Source organism: Streptomyces boncukensis, assembly GCF_011045075.1.
Classification (GTDB): Bacteria; Actinomycetota; Actinomycetes; order Streptomycetales; family Streptomycetaceae; genus Streptomyces; species Streptomyces boncukensis.
Map to the genome: position 1 here is coordinate 1 of NZ_JAAKZZ010000162.1, position 14,328 is coordinate 14,328.

Genomic DNA, 14,328 nt, shown 5'->3' on the forward strand with positions numbered 1-14,328 from the left:
CTCTCCCCCCTCACCCATGCCCCGACCGTAACAACATGTCACAGGCGGCGGTTGGACAGTACGGCGATCCGGTCCCGGACCGCCGGGACCTCCGTCAGATCGAGGTCGGCCAGGAGCAGTTCGGGGCCGGTGCCCAGCCGCTCCCGCACCGTGCCGTCCGGCGCGACGACGGCGCTGTGCCCGATGCCGACGGGCCCGGACGGCACCTCCGGATCGCCCGGCGCCGCCTGGTCCACGGCGGCCAGCCAGACGGTGGCGTCCAGCGCCCGCGCCCGGACCAGCAGCTCCCACTGCTCCCGCTTGCCCGGCCCCGTCCCCCAGGAGGAGGGCAGCAGCGAGACCACGGCACCCGCGTCGGCGTGCGCCCGGAACAGCTCGGGGAAGCGGACGTCGTAGCAGGTGGCGAGGCCGATACGGACGCCGTCGACGTCGATCGTCACCACTTCCGAGCCCGGTGCCACGGTGCTGGACTCGGTGAAGCCGAAGGCGTCGTACAGGTGGATCTTGTCGTAGGAGGCGTCGACGCCGGGGCCGGCGGCCAGCAGGGTGTTGCGGACGCGGCCGTCCGGCGCCGGGGTGAACATGCCCGCGACGACGACCGCTCCGGCCTCCCGGGCGATGGCGCGCAGCTCGCTGGCCCAGGGCCCGTCGAGCGGTTCGGCGACGGCGGTCAGCGGTGTCCCGAAACAGGCCATGGTGGCCTCGGGGAAGACGACGACGCGGGCTCCGTCGTCCACGGCGCGCCGCGTCTCCTTCCGTACGGTGGCGAGGTTGTGCTCCGGCTCGGGGCCGGCCGTGATCTGGGCCAGTGCGATACGCATGCCCCCAGCTTCCGCCTTCGGCTCCCGTATGCAAGAGGGGGCGCCTGGTGCGCGAGACGTAGCCCGCAGCCCGCGAGGGCCGGGAAGGGGCAGCCCCTACCCGTGCGTCGCGGACTGCTGGCGCGTACCGATTGCGCGCGCAGTTCCCCGCGCCCCTGAGAGGAACCCGGTGACCACCCGCGCGAACTCTTCCGGGGCCCCGGCGTGCACCGCGTGCCCGGCATCCAGTTCGGCGAGGCGGGTTCCGGGGCGTCGCCGGACCATCTCGCGGGCCCGCGCAGCGCCCAGCACCCCGCTCCGGGTGCCCCGTACGAGCAGCGCGGGGCACCCGGAGCCCAGCCAGTCCGCCCAGTGGTCGCCGTTGAGCTGCCGCTGCGAGGCGACCATGTCGCGCGGGTCGAACGCGGGCCCCCACCCGTCGGCGTACTCGCGCACCGCGTCCGCCGCGTGCGGGGCCCATGCGCCCAGCCGGGCCAGCAGTTCCGTACGCGTCGGGGCGCGCCGCGGCCAGGCCAGGCAGCACGACAGGTCGTCGTCGACCTCGGCGCCCACGTCCTCCACGACGAGCGCGTCGACGCGTTCCGGGTGCCGGGCGGCGAGCTGGTAGGCGTTGACGCCGCCGAGCGAGTGGCCGAGCACCGCGGCGCGCTCGACGCCCAGCTGCCGCAGCACCGCCAGCGCGTCCGCGACGTAGCCGGCGCGGGAGAAGTCGCCGCCGGCGGGCCGCTCCGAGTGCCCGTGCCCCCGCTGGTCGGGGGCGATCACCCGCCAGGCGGGGGCGAGCCGGGCGGCCAGCGGGGCGAAGGTCAGGGCCGCGCCGAAGTGGCCGTGCAGGGCGAGGAGGGGGCGCCCGGGGCCCCCGAAGTCGAGGTACGACAGCCGCGGTCCGCCGGATCCGGTGTCCACAGCGCCCCGCACGGGCTCGCGGGCCTCGGCGGGCGGCACAGGCGGTGGCATGTCCCCAGCTTGGACCATCCGGGCGTGCGGCACCCCGCGGGCCGGGATGTACTGGCCGGGTTCCCCCACTGACAGGGAGCGCGTGGATGGGTGAGTGCCAGTACCCGAAGGTCGCCGTGGTCGGCGCCGGCCCCCGTGGCCTCTCCGTCGTCGAGCGGCTCGCCGCCAACGCCGCCGCCTCCCGCCGCCGGGTCACCGTCCACGTGGTGGATCCGCATCTGGGCGCGGGCGGCCGGGTCTGGCGCCGTACCCAGCCGCGGGAGCTGCTGATGAACACGGTGGCCTCGCAGGTCACCATGTTCACCGACCGCAGCGTGCGGTGCGCCGGGCCGATCCGCCCCGGGCCGAGCCTGTACGAGTGGGCGCGGGCCGTCGCGCACGGCGGGCCGCCGTCCGCGCTGCCGGCGGACCCGCTGCCGGAGTGGGCGCGCGCGGAGGCGGCGCGGCTCGGCCCGAACGCGTACCCCACCCGGGCCTTCTACGGCCACTACCTGGTGTGGGTGCTGGACCATGTGCGGCGCACCGCGCCGGAGCGGGTCGCCTTCCGGCTGCACCGCGCGACCGCGGTACGGCTGACCGAGGACGAGGACGGCACGCAGCTCCTCGGCCTGGACGACGGGACGCGGCTGCGTGTGGACCGCGTGGTGCTCGCGCAGGGCCACCTGGACACCCCGCTCGTGCCCGGGACGGAGGAGGCGGCGCTGCGCGACCACGCCAGCGCGCCGGGCGCCCCCGGCCCGGGTGCCGTCGGCCCGGGTGCCGTCGGCCCGGGTGCCGCGCCGGGCTACCTGCCGCCCGCCAGCCCCGCCGAGACGGACCTGTCCGGTGTCGCTCCGGGCGAGCCGGTCGCGCTGCGCGGACTCGGGCTGAACTTCTTCGACTACCTCGCGTTGCTCACCGTCGGCCGCGACGGGGAGTTCCACCGGGAGCGCGGCCGGCTGCGGTACCGGCCCTCCGGCCGGGAGCCCCGGCTCTACGCCGGGTCCCGGCGGGGCGTTCCGTACCACGCGCGCGGCGAGAACCAGAAGGGCCCCTTCGGCCGCCACTGGCCGGTGATCCTCACCCAGCAGCGGATCGCCGCGCTGCGCGAGCGGCGGCTGTCCGGCGAGCCCATCGAGTTCGCGCGGCATGTGTGGCCGCTGATCGACCGCGAGGTGACCGCCGCCTATCTGTACACGCTGGTCTCGCAGCGCCGCCACCGGCGCGAGGCGGAGGCGTTCCTGCGCAGCTACGCGGGGCTGCCGGTCGACGGGCCGCTGGACGAGCGGGTGCTGCGCCGGTTCGGCATCGGCCGGGACGAGCGGTGGGACTGGAACCGGGTGCTGCGGCCGTACGGCGACCGCACCTTCCGCGCCCCGGCCGACTACCGGAACTGGCTGCTGGCCTATCTGCGGAGGGACCTGGCCGAGGCGCGGCGCGGCAACGTGCGCGGCCCGCTGAAGGCCGCCCTCGACGTGCTCCGCGACCTGCGCAACGAGGTGCGGCTCGTCGTGGACCACGCGGGCATCACCGGCGAGTCGTACGAGTGCGAGCTGCGGTCCTGGTACACCCCGCTCAACGCGTTCGTCTCCATCGGCCCGCCCCCGGCCCGTATCGAGGAGCTGATCGCGCTGATCGAGGCCGGGGTCGTGGAGGTGCTCGGGCCGGGGATGACGGTCGTGCCGCTGCCCGGGGGCTTCGGCGTCGGCTCCGCAGCGGTGCCCGGCTCCGCGCTGCGGGTGACCACGCTCATCGAGGCCCGGCTGCCCGAGGTGGACATCCGCCGCACCGCCGACCCGCTGGTACGGGACCTGATGGCGCGCGGCGCGTGCCGCCCGTACCCGCTGCCGTCCCGCGCGGACGGCCAGCTGCCCACCGGCGGGCTGGCGGTGACCCCGCGGCCGTGCCGCCTGGTGGACGCCGCCGGCCGGCCGCACCCGAGCCGGTTCGCGTTCGGGGTGCCCACCGAGACGGTGCACTGGGCCACCGCCGCCGGGATCCGCCCCGGCGTCGACTCGGTGATCCTCGGCGACGCCGACGCGATCGCCCGCGCGTGCCTGGCCGCCGGTCCCCCCGGACGGCTCCCTCCCCCCGAAGCCGACGAAGAGGTGCACCTGCATGTCTGACGCGCCGTCACACGCCGTCGATCCCGGGCCCCCGCCGCCCGGCACGGACTCCGGGCTGCTCGCCCCCGTCCGGGCCGGTACCGGGCCGGAGGCGCTGCTGTCCGACGAGGCGTGGGTCGCCGCCATGCTGGAGGCCGAGGTGGCGCTGGCGCGGGCGCAGGCGGCGCTCGGGGTGATCCCGGCCCGCTCGGCGGACGCCGTGGCCAAGGCAGCGCGCTCGGCGCGGATCGACACCGCCGCGCTCGCCCGGGACTCCCGGGGCGCGGCCAACCCCGTGGTGGAGCTGGTCCCCCGGCTCACCGCGGCGGTCGCCGACACCGACCCGGAAGCGGCGGTCCACGTCCATCTGGGCAGCACCAGCCAGGACATCCTGGACTCGGCGGCCATGCTGCTCGCCGCGCGCGCCCTGGCCGCGGTGGAGCGCGACCTGGCCCGGACCTCCGACGCGCTCGCGGCGCTGGCCCGGGACCACCGCGGGACCCCGATGGCGGCGCGCACCCTGGGCCAGCACGCGGTGCCCACCACCTTCGGGCTGAAGGCGGCGGGCTGGCTCAGCTCCGTACTGGACGCCGCCGCGCGGGTACGGGACACCGCCCGCGCCCTCCCCGCCCAACTGGGCGGCGCGGCGGGCACCCTGGCCGCGTACGAGGAGTACGCGCGCGCGGCCGCGCCCCGCGAGGGGCAGCCCCCGCCCGGCGGCCCGGCCCTCGCCGCCCGCTTCGCGCAGGAGCTGGGCCTGGCCGACCCGCCGATCCCCTGGCACAGCCTGCGGATGCCGCTGTGCGACCTCGGCGGAACGCTGAACGCCGTCACCGGCGCGCTGGGCAAGTTCGCGCTGGACGTGCAGACCCTGTCCCGTACGGAGATCGGGGAGGTCGCCGAGCCGGCCGCCACCGGGCGCGGGGTGTCCTCCGCGATGCCGCAGAAGCGCAACCCCGTGCTGGCCACGCTGATCGTCTCGGCGGCCCGGCAGGTCCCCGCGTACACCTCCGTCCTCGCCCAGAGCATGCTCGCCGAGGACGAGCGGGCGCCCGGCGCCTGGCACGCCGAGTGGCAGCCGCTGCGCGAGGCGCTCCGGCTCGCGGGCGGGGCAGCGCACACGGCGGCGGAGCTGGCCGGGGGGCTGGAGGTGCACCCCGCTGCGCTGCGCCGCAATCTGGAGCTGACCGGCGGCGCCGTCGTCGCCGAGCGGCTGAACGCGGTGCTCGCCCCGCTGCTGGGCAAGGCCGGGGCCAAGCGGCTGCTCGCGGACTGCGCCCGGCGGGCCGCCGCCGGGCAGGGCTCCTTCGGGGAGCTGCTCTCCCGGGAGCTGCCCGGGACGCCGGCCGACGGCTTGCGGGCCGGCGAACTGCTCGACCCCGAGGGCTATCTGGGCGCGGCGGACGGGCTCGTCGACCGCGTCCTGGCACGGCACGCCGCCGAGGGGCGGCGGCGCACGGAGGGAGGCGAACCGGCATGATCCTGGTCATCGGCGGCGGTATCGCGGGCTCGGCGGCGGCGCTGGCGCTGCACAGGGCGGGCTTCGAGGTCACCGTCCACGAGGCGCACCCGGTGACGGGCGCGGACATCGGAGCGTTTCTCACCCTGGCGAGCAACGGCATCCACGCCCTCGACCAGATCGGCGCGGCCGAGGCGGTCAGCGGCGTCGGCTTCCCCCTCACCGGCATGCGCGCGGTGGACGCGGGCGGCGCCCGGTCGCCGTCCGTGCCGCTGGGCAGCCCCGGCCGGAAGCTGACCCGCTACCGCTGTGTGCGCCGCGCCGACCTCGGCTCCGCGCTCCAGCGCGAGGTGCGGCGGCGCGGGATCCCCGTACGGCACGGCGCGCGGCTCGCCGCCGTCGCCGAGGGCCGCCGGGGCGTCACGGCCGTCTTCGCCGACGGCAGCAGCGCGCACGGCGACTACCTGGTCGGCGCCGACGGGCTGGGCTCGGCGACCCGGGCGCATCTCGCCCCCGGCGTCCGCCCGCAGTACGCGGGCCAGTACGTCTTCTACGGCTACACCGCCGACGCCGGGCTCGCGGACGCGGAGGGGGAGACCCTCACGATGATCCGCGGCAGCCGCGCGGACTTCGGCCATCTGCGCTCGCCCGCCGGAGAGACCTACTGGTTCGCACGGGTGCGCGGCCCCGCCGCCGCGCGGGACGCCATCGCGACGCACCCGCCGCGCGCGTGGCGCGACCGGCTGCTGCCGCTGGTGGCGGGCGACCGTACGCGCGCCGCGGACATCGTGGCCGCGACGGAGCGCGAGCTGAGGGTGACCAACGCGCTGCACCTGCCGCGCGGCGTGCGGTGGCGCGGCCGCCGCACCGTGCTGATCGGTGACGCGGCGCACGCGGCGTCGCCCGCGACGGGCCAGGGCGCGTCGATGGCGATGGAGGACGCGGTGATCCTGGCGAAGGCGCTCCGGGACGCGCAGGGCGCGCCGGAGGGGCTCGCGCGGTACGAGCGGCACCGCAGGCCGCGGGTGGAGCGGAATATCGGGATGAGCCATATGCGCACGGCGAGCGGGCCGCCGGAGCGGGTGGTCGTCTCGTCGGCCAGGGGGTGGCCCCGCAGTCCGCAGCGGGCCCTCTCCCAGTTGGATGACGCGCTGCGGCGTCTGCTGGACTGGGACACCCCGTTGCCCGCCTGATTCCCGCCTGATTCCGGGCTGCCCCGTGCGGTGCGTCGCAGACTGCGGGTGCGTCGTGGCCGGGCGCGCAGTTCCCCGCGCCCCTGACGGGGCACATGGTTGACGCGCGAACTTGGTGCGCCCCGAAGGGGCGCGGGGAACTGCGCGACCAGCCCCCAGCACAGCCGCAGTCTGCAACGCTCCGCGAGGGGCAGCCCGGAATCAGCGTTGGTCGCCGGAATCGGGGCGGACCAATCGGCCCCACGCCTCAATTTCGGCTGCGCCGACCCCGCCGAAATCAGGGCAGAAGAAGCTCTTGAACCGCTGGCTCTCCCGCTCAGCCGAGAACATTTCCGCGAAGTCCTCCAGCGGGCGCACACATCCCAGCAGATCCGCGATTTTCCCGCTCTCCTGCGCCAGGAATTCCAGTGCCGCCTGAAAGGTGCCGTAGGAAACCGTCTGCAGGGTCACCTCTTTCCCGACGGCCGCCGCCAGGTCGACGGGCACCGGGCCCGCAGGGCGGCTCCGCAGCACGATGCGGCCGCCGGGCCGCACCACCCGGAGCATGCCGTCGAGGGCCGGCCCGCCGGGGTCGCACTCCACGACGAAGTCGTAGGCGTCCCGGGGGAGGCCGGCGAGGGAGGCGCCCACCTCGACGCTGTCGAAGCCGTAGCTGCGCAGCACCCGCTCCGTCAGCCGCGCCACCCGCCCCGCGCCCTGCACGAGCCCGCGGTCCGGCGGCTTGATGTCGGCCTTCAGCACGGCCAGCGCCGAGCAGACGGGCTCGGCGTACGCGCCCTCGCGGAAGGTCAGCGCCTCCGGCAGCCGGTGCACCACATGCGCCGGGACCGCCACGAACTCGCTGAACGCGCCGTGCCGCCCCGCCCCCAGCCGCTCGGCGCGCGGGCAGCACTCGGTGGCGCCGCCCGCGCACCGTTCGCAGCTCAGACAGGGCAGGTCCGGCATGACGGCCACCCGGTCGCCGGCCGCGAAGCCGCGCACGTCCCCGGCCAGCTCCGCGATCACGCCGGTGAACTCCCGGCCGAGGACGACGGGGTCCGGATCCGGTTCCGGGCCGTCGGCGGGCGGGTCCACGTCGGTACGGGACAGGCCCGCGACCCGTACCTGGATCAGCACCTCGCCCGCGTCCGGCACCGGAACCGGCATCCGCTGGAGCCGTACCGCCGCGCCCTGTCTGACGATGGCCCGCATCTCGGACACGGCCGCCCCCTACCGCGTCCGCGTCGGGGCCTGCCGCCGCTCGGCCAGTACCCGCTCCAGCTCCCGGCGCTTGATCTTCATGGTGGCCGTCTTGGGCAGCTCCGCCGCGCGCCAGTGCACCGGGTCGGCCATCGGGGGCAGGCAGCTGGCGGCGGCCCGCCAGGCGGTCACGTTCAGCGGCCGGTCGTCCTGGGTGCACACGACGGGGACGGGCGTGCCGTCCGCGCCGCGCACGATGACCACCTCGGACAGCTCGTCCATCCGGCTGAGCAGCCGGTCCTCGGCCTCCAGCGTGCTGCAGAAGTCGTCGATGACGTCGACCTCGCGGTCGAGTACGTGCAGGCAGCCCCAGCGGGTGCGGTAGCCGACGTCGCCCATCCGCCACCAGCCGCCGGGCGCGAGCTGCTGCTCGTAGCGCTCCCGCTCGCCCAGGTACGTCACGAACCCGCCCTTGGCGCGCACCTCGATATGGCCGGGGTTGTCGGCGGAGGGCGGCCGTCCGTTCCGGCTGACGACGCGCACCGCCGTCATGCCCGCGAAGGGGAAGCCGACGCAGCGGCCGTCGGCGTGCGGGGAGCGGCGGCGGGTGAAGACGCGGCCGACGGCGGGGCCCGACTCGGTCTGCCCGTACATCTGTCCGAAGAGCGGGGTGCGCCGCTCCGAGGCGCCCAGCAGGCGGTGCACGGTGCGCGGGTGCAGCGCGTCGAAGGTGCTGCTGAAGAGCTTGACACCGGCCAGCGGGCGGCGCGGGTGGTCGGCCAGCGGCTCCCAGGCCATGAAGGAGTTGGGGTGCGCCTCCACGATGCCGGGCCGCAGCCGTGCGAAGTAGTCGGCGACGTGCTCCGGGCTCTCGTCCGAGAGCACCACCGTGGGCAGGCCGCGGCGCAGCGCCAGCGACAGCATGCTGACCATCCGGGAGTGCGCGAAGGAGATGTGCATGGCGAGCGTCTCGCGCCCGGGGACCAGCGGGACCAGCGAGCGGGCGTGCAGCTGGTAGCGGGCGCGCAGCGTCGCCCCGGTCTGCACGGCCAGCTTGGGGACGCCGGTGGTGCCCGAGGTGTGGGTGATCAGCGCGGGCTCGGAGAGGTCGGCGGCGACCGGCGCGATGCGCTCGGCCCCTGCGAGCTCCGGCAGCGCGACCACGCCGTCGGCGCCGGGCCCGCTGCCGTCGACGCGCAGCACCCGCGCCGTCTCCCCGGTCACGGACGGCGGCAGCTCCCCGTCCAGCTTGGCCTGGTCGGTGACGAGGGTGGGGCGCCCGGTGCGGCGGAGCAGCGCCGTCACGGTCTCGCCGTCCAGCGCGGAGGAGAGCAGGACGGGTACGGCGCCGGCCCGCGCTGCGGCGAGCGCGAGCAGGGTGATGTCGAAGCCGTCCGACTTGTAGACCACCACCGGGTCCCCGGCGCGGACCCCGGAGGCCCATATCCGCGAGGACAGCTCGGCGACGGTCTCGGCCACCTCGGCGACCGTGGCCCGGCGGCCGAGTTCCGGAGCGGCGTCCAGCTCGTGGTCGAGGATCAGCACATTGGCCGGATGCCGGGCCGCTGCCTCGTCGAGCAGGGCGCCCAGCTGGCGGCCACGGCGGGTCAGGGACGGTAGCGGCATGGAACCCACGCTCCTTTTGCGGGACGGGAGAGAAGGGATTGCGCGGGACGGGGCGATGTCCATGCGCCCGGGACCCGCCTCCGGCACCGTGCCCACACGCTTTTTCCCCTGCAAGCCGGAGCCGTCGGTGAAAAGCGCTCCGGAGCCCCGTCATTCCACCGTGCACGGCGGATGCACAAACGATCCCGGAATATCGGCCGAACGGGTTATGGCCGACTTCGGCGCGCGAGCGTCCGGTTACCGGGTTAGCTTGTGAGACGTCCCCGTAGCAGCGGAAGTGAGAGCGCATGACGATTACCGCCACCCGCACGGAGCTGGACAAGCACCGCGAACTCAACACCGACCACGCCGCGGTGAAAAGCGTCAAGGCCCGAATCGCCGAGGCCGGAGTGGAGTACCTCTACTACCAGATCGTGACCCTCACCGGGCGCGTCGTCGGCAAGGTGGTGCCCGCGCGGCATCTCATGCGCAATGTCGAGAACGGCATCCAGGCGCACCCCGGGGTCGTCGCGGACCTCCAGGCCGACAGCAGCGGCGCCCTGGTGGGCGGCAGCCCGGAGCGCGGCGAGTGCGTGGTGCTGCCGGACCTGGACAGCTTCGGCGTGCTGCCCTGGGACCACAGGACCGGCTTCTTCTTCTGCCGGATGTACGAGCCCGACCACGCGCCGGACGGAGCGGGCGGCCGGCCGGTGCCCGTCGACGTACGCGGCAATCTGCACCGCACGCACGCCGGTTTCACCGAGCGGACCGGCCTGGTGATGCGCAGCGGCTGCGAGCCCGAGGTCAGCTGGCGGATGCCGGGGCTGTCCACCGAGCACCGGCCCGGCACCCCGCACTCGATGTACCACATCGGGCAGATGGAGCAGCTGCGGCCGGTCTACCAGCGGGTCATGGAGTACGGCAGGGCGCTGGGCCTGGACATGGTCGAGAGCAACTGCGAGGACCCCGGCCAGCTGGAGCTGAACTGGGCCTACGACCTGGCCGAGCGCACCGCGGACCGGCTGATCCTGCACCGGCAGATCTGCCGCCAGGTCGCGCGGGAGATGGGCGCGACGGCCAGCTTCATGCCCAAGCCGGAGGACGACAAGCTGGGCAACGGCTGCCACCACAACGTCAGCTTCTGGCGCGGCGAGCACAACGTCCTGGCCGACCCGGACAACCCCGATCTGCACCTCACCGAGACGGGCAAGCACGCCCTCGGCGGCATCCTCACCCACGCGGCGGCGTTCACGGCCGTGATGGCGCCCACCGTCAACTCCTACAAGCGCTACTGCCACACCGGGCAGTTCGCGCCGCTGGAGATCAACTGGGGGATGGACAACAAGACCTGCGCGGTCCGGCTGCCCGCCTCCGGGCGGCTGGAGGTCAAGTCGCCGGACTCCCTGGTGAACCCGTACCTCTCGCACGCCGTGCTGCTGGCAGCGGCGGAGGACGGGCTGACGCAGGGCATCGACCCCGGACCGCCCCGGCGCGCCGGAACCGAGCCGCTGCCCGGCCCGTTCGGCTCGCTGCCGCTGACCCTGAAGGAGGCGCTGGACCTGTTCGCCGGGGACCGGGCCGTCACGCGCGGCCTCGGCCCGGAGATGGCCGACATGTTCCTGCGGCTCAAGACCCTGGAGTGGGAGCGGTTCTGCGGAGCCGTCACCGACTGGGAGCGGATGATGTACGACGGGGACGGTTGTTAACGCCTCAACCCTGGCGCCCCGAAGGGGCGCGGGGAACTGCGCGCCCAGCCATGGGGGCACCTGCGGTCCGCGACGTACGGGGAGGGGCAGCCCCTGCCCGTGCTTCGCGGGCTGCGGGTGCGTCGTGGTTGCTCGCGCAGTTCCCCGCGCCCCTTCGGGGCGCTCCCTCTTACTTCAGCTGGGGAGGGGCCTCGGAGAGGATGCGTTCGAACATGCGCGGGTCGGACTCGTAGCGGGAGCCCGGCAGCGGCCACGGCAGCACGACCTCCGTCATCCCCGCCTCCGCGTAGCGCCCGGCCAGGTCCACGAACGCGTCCGGCGAGTCCAGCCAGCGGTCCCGGGTGAACCCGGTGAGATACGTCCGCTCCAGCTCCGCCACGTCCCGTCCGGCCGCCGCGCACGCCTGAGCCAGCCGCGCGAGCTGCTCCCGTACCGGCCCCAGCGCCGCCTCCCCGGACTGCTCGGCGGCGCGCTCCCGGCTGCCGAAGGTCGCCCAGCCGTCGCCGTGCGCGGCGGCCAGCCGCAGCCCGCGCGGCCCGGTGGCCGCCACCGTGAACGGCGGCCGGGGGCGCTGGGTGCTGCCGGGGCGCATGGGCGCCTCGACGGCCGAGTAGTGGGTGCCGTAGGACGTCGTCGTCGGCTGGGTGAGCAGCTTGTCGAGCAGGGCGACGAACTCCGCGAAGCGGTCGGCGCGCTCCCGGGGCCGCCACGGCTCCCGGCCCAGCAGCGTGGTGTCGTACCCGGCGCCGCCCGCGCCGATCCCCAGGGTCAGCCGGCCGCCGGAGATGTCGTCGAGGGTCATCGCCTCCTTGGCCAGCGGGACCGGGTGCCGGAAGGTGGGCGAGGCGACCATGGGGCCGAGCCGGATCCGCTCCGTGACCGCGGCGGCCGCGGCCAGCGTGGGGACGGTGCCGAACCAGGGGCCGTCGCGGAACTCGCGCCAGGCCAGATGGTCGTAGGTGTACGCGGCGTGCAGCCCCAGCTCGTCGGCGCGGCGCCAGAGCGCCGCCGCCTCGCGCCAGGGGTGGACGGGCAGGATGACGGTACTGATACGCACGTCAGCCCGCCCCTCAGCGGTCGCAGACCAGCAGCGTGCTGCGCGGCGCCTGCCGGTAGGCGTGCCAGAAGTCCGCGTCCCACCGCTCGTCCGGCGGCGGGGTGCGGGTCGGCTGCCGCCGCACCGCGCTGAAGCCCGCCGCGCGCGCCGCGCGCTCGTAGTCCTCGGGCTCCCACTGGTAGTACGCGAAGGGCACCGGCGGGTCGGTGAGGAACTCCATCCGCATCAGCGGTGCCTCGCCGCCCTCCACCCGCTCCACCAGGCGGGCGTCGACGGCGCCCTGCCCGGCGTCCAGGAAGCGGCCCGCGTTGGGGACGAGGGCCAGCAGCGTCCCGCCCGCCGCCAGGTTGGCCCGGATCCGCTCGAACATGGTCCGCAGCACGGCCCGGGTCGGCGCGTAGTTGAACAGATAGCTCGCGGTGGCCACCCCGAACCGGCCCAGCTCGGGCAGTTCGGCGGCGTCGCCCACCCGGTACTCGATGCCCAGCGGCTCCCGCTCCTCCACCCGGCGGGCGAGCCGGATCATCTCGGGGGAGATGTCCACGCCGACCACCGGCGCGCTGCCGCGCGCGGCGAGCAGCCGGGTGATGTCGCCGTGCCCGCAGGCCAGGTCGAGGGCGCCGCCCTCCGGGCCCGCGCCGTGCGTCTCCACGGCCTCCAGCAGGGTGAACCTGTCGGCGGCGCAGAACGCCGAGCCCTCCTTCATCTCCGCGTACCGGGTGCCGATCCGGTCGTACTGTTCCATGCGGTGCCTTTCAGCCCAGGGCCTGGAGGGTGGCGGCGGCCTTGAGGAGCATCTCGTCGAACTCCGCCGCCGGGTCCGAGGCGAGCAGGATGGCGCCGCCGGCGCCGACGGTCAGCGTGTCCTCGTGCACGACGGCGGTGCGGATCACGATGCTCAGGTCGGCGGTTCCGGAAGCGGACAGATAGCCCAGCGCGCCCGAGTAGACGCCGCGCGGCCGCTGTTCGAGGCCGTCCAGGATCTCCAGGGACCGCAGCTTGGGGGCGCCCGTCATGGACCCGCCGGGGAAGCAGGCCCGTACGCAGGCCACCGCGCTGACGTCGGGGCGCAGCCTGCCGCGGATGGTGGAGACGAGCTGGTGGACCGTCGCGTAGCTCTCGGTGGCCAGGAACGCGGGCACCTCCACCGTCCCCGTCTCGCACACCCGGCCGAGGTCGTTGCGCAGCAGGTCGGCGATCATCAGGTTCTCGGCGCGCGTCTTGGGGTCCGTGCGCAGCGAGCGGGCCAGCTCCGCGTCCGCCGCCGGGTCGGCAGCGCGCGGTGCCGTGCCCTTGATCGGCTTGCTCTCGGCCGTCCGCCGCCGGTCCACGCGCAGGAAGCACTCCGGCGACGAGCTGAGCACCCAGGTCGGCCCCAGGCGCAGCAGCGCCCCGTACGGCGCCGGGTTCAGGGCGCGCAGCCGCAGGAAGTACGCCAGGGGGTCGTCCGGCGCCGGCAGGGTGGCGGCGTTGGTGAGGCACAGCTCGTAGCTCTCGCCCGCGCGCAGCTGGCGGCGGCACTCGGCGATGTCGGCGAGGTAGGTGGACCGGGGGCTGCGCAGCGCCCCCTCGGCCAGCCGCGCGGTGTCCCCGGCGTCGGGCCGTCCGGGCGGGGGCGCGGTCCCGGCCGCGCCCCCGCCCGCGCGGGGCAGCTCGCTGAGCGCCTTGACGGTGGCGGCCAGCCAGGCGTCCGTCTCCTGCCGCTCGTCCGGCTGGTCCGTGCGGCACAGCGCCACCGCGTAGGTGCGGCCCTCGGCGTGGTCGACCGCCAGGAACCGGTCGCAGAACATCCACTGCGCGTCCGGGGTGGGCGCGCGGCGGGTGTGCGGGGAGCCGCAGTCGGCGCGCAGCTCGTAGCCGAAGTAGCCGACGTAGCCGCCGGTGAAGTCGAACGGCAGGTCGGCGGGGGGCCGCAGGGCCCGCTCCCGCAGCCGCCGCTCCAGGACGTCGAAGACGGTGCCCGGCTCGGTCCCCGGCGCTCCGCCGCTGGGCCTGACCGACACCTCGCCCTGGCCCACCCGGTACTCCAGCAGCTCGCCGAGCGGGCCGGAGGCGTCGCCCAGGAACGAGAACCGCGCGAGGCCCTCGGCGACATGCGCGCTGTCCAGCCAGAACGCCGGGTCGCTGTGCTGGTACAGCGCCGTGAAGGCGGCCTGTGCGTCCACCTCGTACGGCAGCACGGCGCTGCGCGCCTCCAGCGGCCCGCCGGCCTCCGGGCGCCCGCGCCCGTGCCCGGGGCGCGGCGTCGGCGCGTGCGGGGCGGGCGG

Annotated in this window: 11 protein-coding genes; 4 read left to right on the top strand and 7 right to left on the bottom strand. The window is 75.6% G+C overall.

The annotated features are described in order from the left end of the window. Positions 1–38: 38 nt before the first annotated feature. Entirely contained in the window at positions 39–821 is a 783-nt protein-coding gene (locus G5C65_RS17130; protein WP_165299721.1) for a carbon-nitrogen hydrolase family protein, read from the bottom strand. A gap of 96 nt (positions 822–917) precedes the next feature. Next, the gene (locus G5C65_RS17135; protein ID WP_165299722.1) at positions 918–1,778 is read right to left on the bottom strand and encodes an alpha/beta fold hydrolase; all 861 of its coding nucleotides are present in this window, start codon (positions 1,776–1,778) and stop codon (positions 918–920) included. A gap of 86 nt (positions 1,779–1,864) precedes the next feature. Here G5C65_RS17135 and G5C65_RS17140 point away from each other — a divergent pair, with 86 nt between their 5' ends. From G5C65_RS17140 to G5C65_RS17150, 3 genes are read left to right on the top strand one after another with little or no spacing between them, the layout of a single operon-like run. Further along, on the top strand, positions 1,865–3,883 hold the full coding sequence (locus tag G5C65_RS17140) for an FAD/NAD(P)-binding protein (protein WP_165299723.1): 2,019 nt from the start codon (positions 1,865–1,867) through the stop codon (positions 3,881–3,883). Beyond that, positions 3,876–5,342, top strand: a complete 1,467-nt coding sequence (locus G5C65_RS17145) for a class-II fumarase/aspartase family protein (protein WP_165299724.1) — start codon at positions 3,876–3,878, stop codon at positions 5,340–5,342. The genes G5C65_RS17140 and G5C65_RS17145 overlap by 8 nt, the downstream gene beginning before the upstream one ends. Beyond that, positions 5,339–6,514: an FAD-dependent oxidoreductase gene (locus G5C65_RS17150; RefSeq protein ID WP_165299725.1), complete on the top strand. Its 1,176-nt coding sequence runs from the start codon at positions 5,339–5,341 to the stop codon at positions 6,512–6,514. Before G5C65_RS17145 ends, G5C65_RS17150 begins: the two co-directional genes overlap by 4 nt. A gap of 201 nt (positions 6,515–6,715) precedes the next feature. Here G5C65_RS17150 and G5C65_RS17155 read toward each other — a convergent pair whose 3' ends face one another. Both G5C65_RS17155 and G5C65_RS17160 read right to left on the bottom strand, forming a co-directional pair. After that, positions 6,716–7,705, bottom strand: coding sequence for a zinc-dependent alcohol dehydrogenase (locus G5C65_RS17155; RefSeq protein WP_241265855.1), 990 nt, complete (start codon positions 7,703–7,705; stop codon positions 6,716–6,718). An 18-nt stretch (positions 7,706–7,723) separates the two neighbouring features. Then, the gene (locus G5C65_RS17160) at positions 7,724–9,319 is read right to left on the bottom strand and encodes an AMP-binding protein (protein ID WP_165299727.1); all 1,596 of its coding nucleotides are present in this window, start codon (positions 9,317–9,319) and stop codon (positions 7,724–7,726) included. 287 nt (positions 9,320–9,606) lie between these two features. Between G5C65_RS17160 and G5C65_RS17165 the strand changes: the two genes are divergently transcribed. Further along, positions 9,607–11,004 (top strand): glutamine synthetase family protein, encoded by a 1,398-nt coding sequence (locus G5C65_RS17165; protein WP_165299728.1) that lies wholly within the window; start codon positions 9,607–9,609, stop codon positions 11,002–11,004. Positions 11,005–11,173: 169 nt separating this feature from the next. Here G5C65_RS17165 and G5C65_RS17170 read toward each other — a convergent pair whose 3' ends face one another. From G5C65_RS17170 to pabB, 3 genes are all read right to left on the bottom strand, one after another. Next, positions 11,174–12,061 (bottom strand): LLM class flavin-dependent oxidoreductase, encoded by an 888-nt coding sequence (locus G5C65_RS17170; RefSeq protein WP_165299729.1) that lies wholly within the window; start codon positions 12,059–12,061, stop codon positions 11,174–11,176. A gap of 13 nt (positions 12,062–12,074) precedes the next feature. After that, positions 12,075–12,806 carry a class I SAM-dependent methyltransferase gene (locus tag G5C65_RS17175; RefSeq protein WP_165299730.1) on the bottom strand — a complete coding sequence of 244 codons (732 nt, stop codon included), beginning with the start codon at positions 12,804–12,806 and terminating at the stop codon, positions 12,075–12,077. A 10-nt stretch (positions 12,807–12,816) separates the two neighbouring features. Beyond that, the coding region (pabB, locus tag G5C65_RS17180; RefSeq protein WP_165299731.1) for an aminodeoxychorismate synthase component I at positions 12,817–14,328 on the bottom strand (1,512 nt) is incomplete at its 5' end.

Coding starts and splice junctions, on each gene's coding strand:
- G5C65_RS17130 (WP_165299721.1), bottom strand. CDS start 821: ATGCGTATCGCACTGGCCCAGATCACGGCCGGCCCCGAGCCGGAGCAC.
- G5C65_RS17135 (WP_165299722.1), bottom strand. CDS start 1,778: ATGCCACCGCCTGTGCCGCCCGCCGAGGCCCGCGAGCCCGTGCGGGGC.
- G5C65_RS17140 (WP_165299723.1), top strand. CDS start 1,865: ATGGGTGAGTGCCAGTACCCGAAGGTCGCCGTGGTCGGCGCCGGCCCC.
- G5C65_RS17145 (WP_165299724.1), top strand. CDS start 3,876: ATGTCTGACGCGCCGTCACACGCCGTCGATCCCGGGCCCCCGCCGCCC.
- G5C65_RS17150 (WP_165299725.1), top strand. CDS start 5,339: ATGATCCTGGTCATCGGCGGCGGTATCGCGGGCTCGGCGGCGGCGCTG.
- G5C65_RS17155 (WP_241265855.1), bottom strand. CDS start 7,705: ATGCGGGCCATCGTCAGACAGGGCGCGGCGGTACGGCTCCAGCGGATG.
- G5C65_RS17160 (WP_165299727.1), bottom strand. CDS start 9,319: ATGCCGCTACCGTCCCTGACCCGCCGTGGCCGCCAGCTGGGCGCCCTG.
- G5C65_RS17165 (WP_165299728.1), top strand. CDS start 9,607: ATGACGATTACCGCCACCCGCACGGAGCTGGACAAGCACCGCGAACTC.
- G5C65_RS17175 (WP_165299730.1), bottom strand. CDS start 12,806: ATGGAACAGTACGACCGGATCGGCACCCGGTACGCGGAGATGAAGGAG.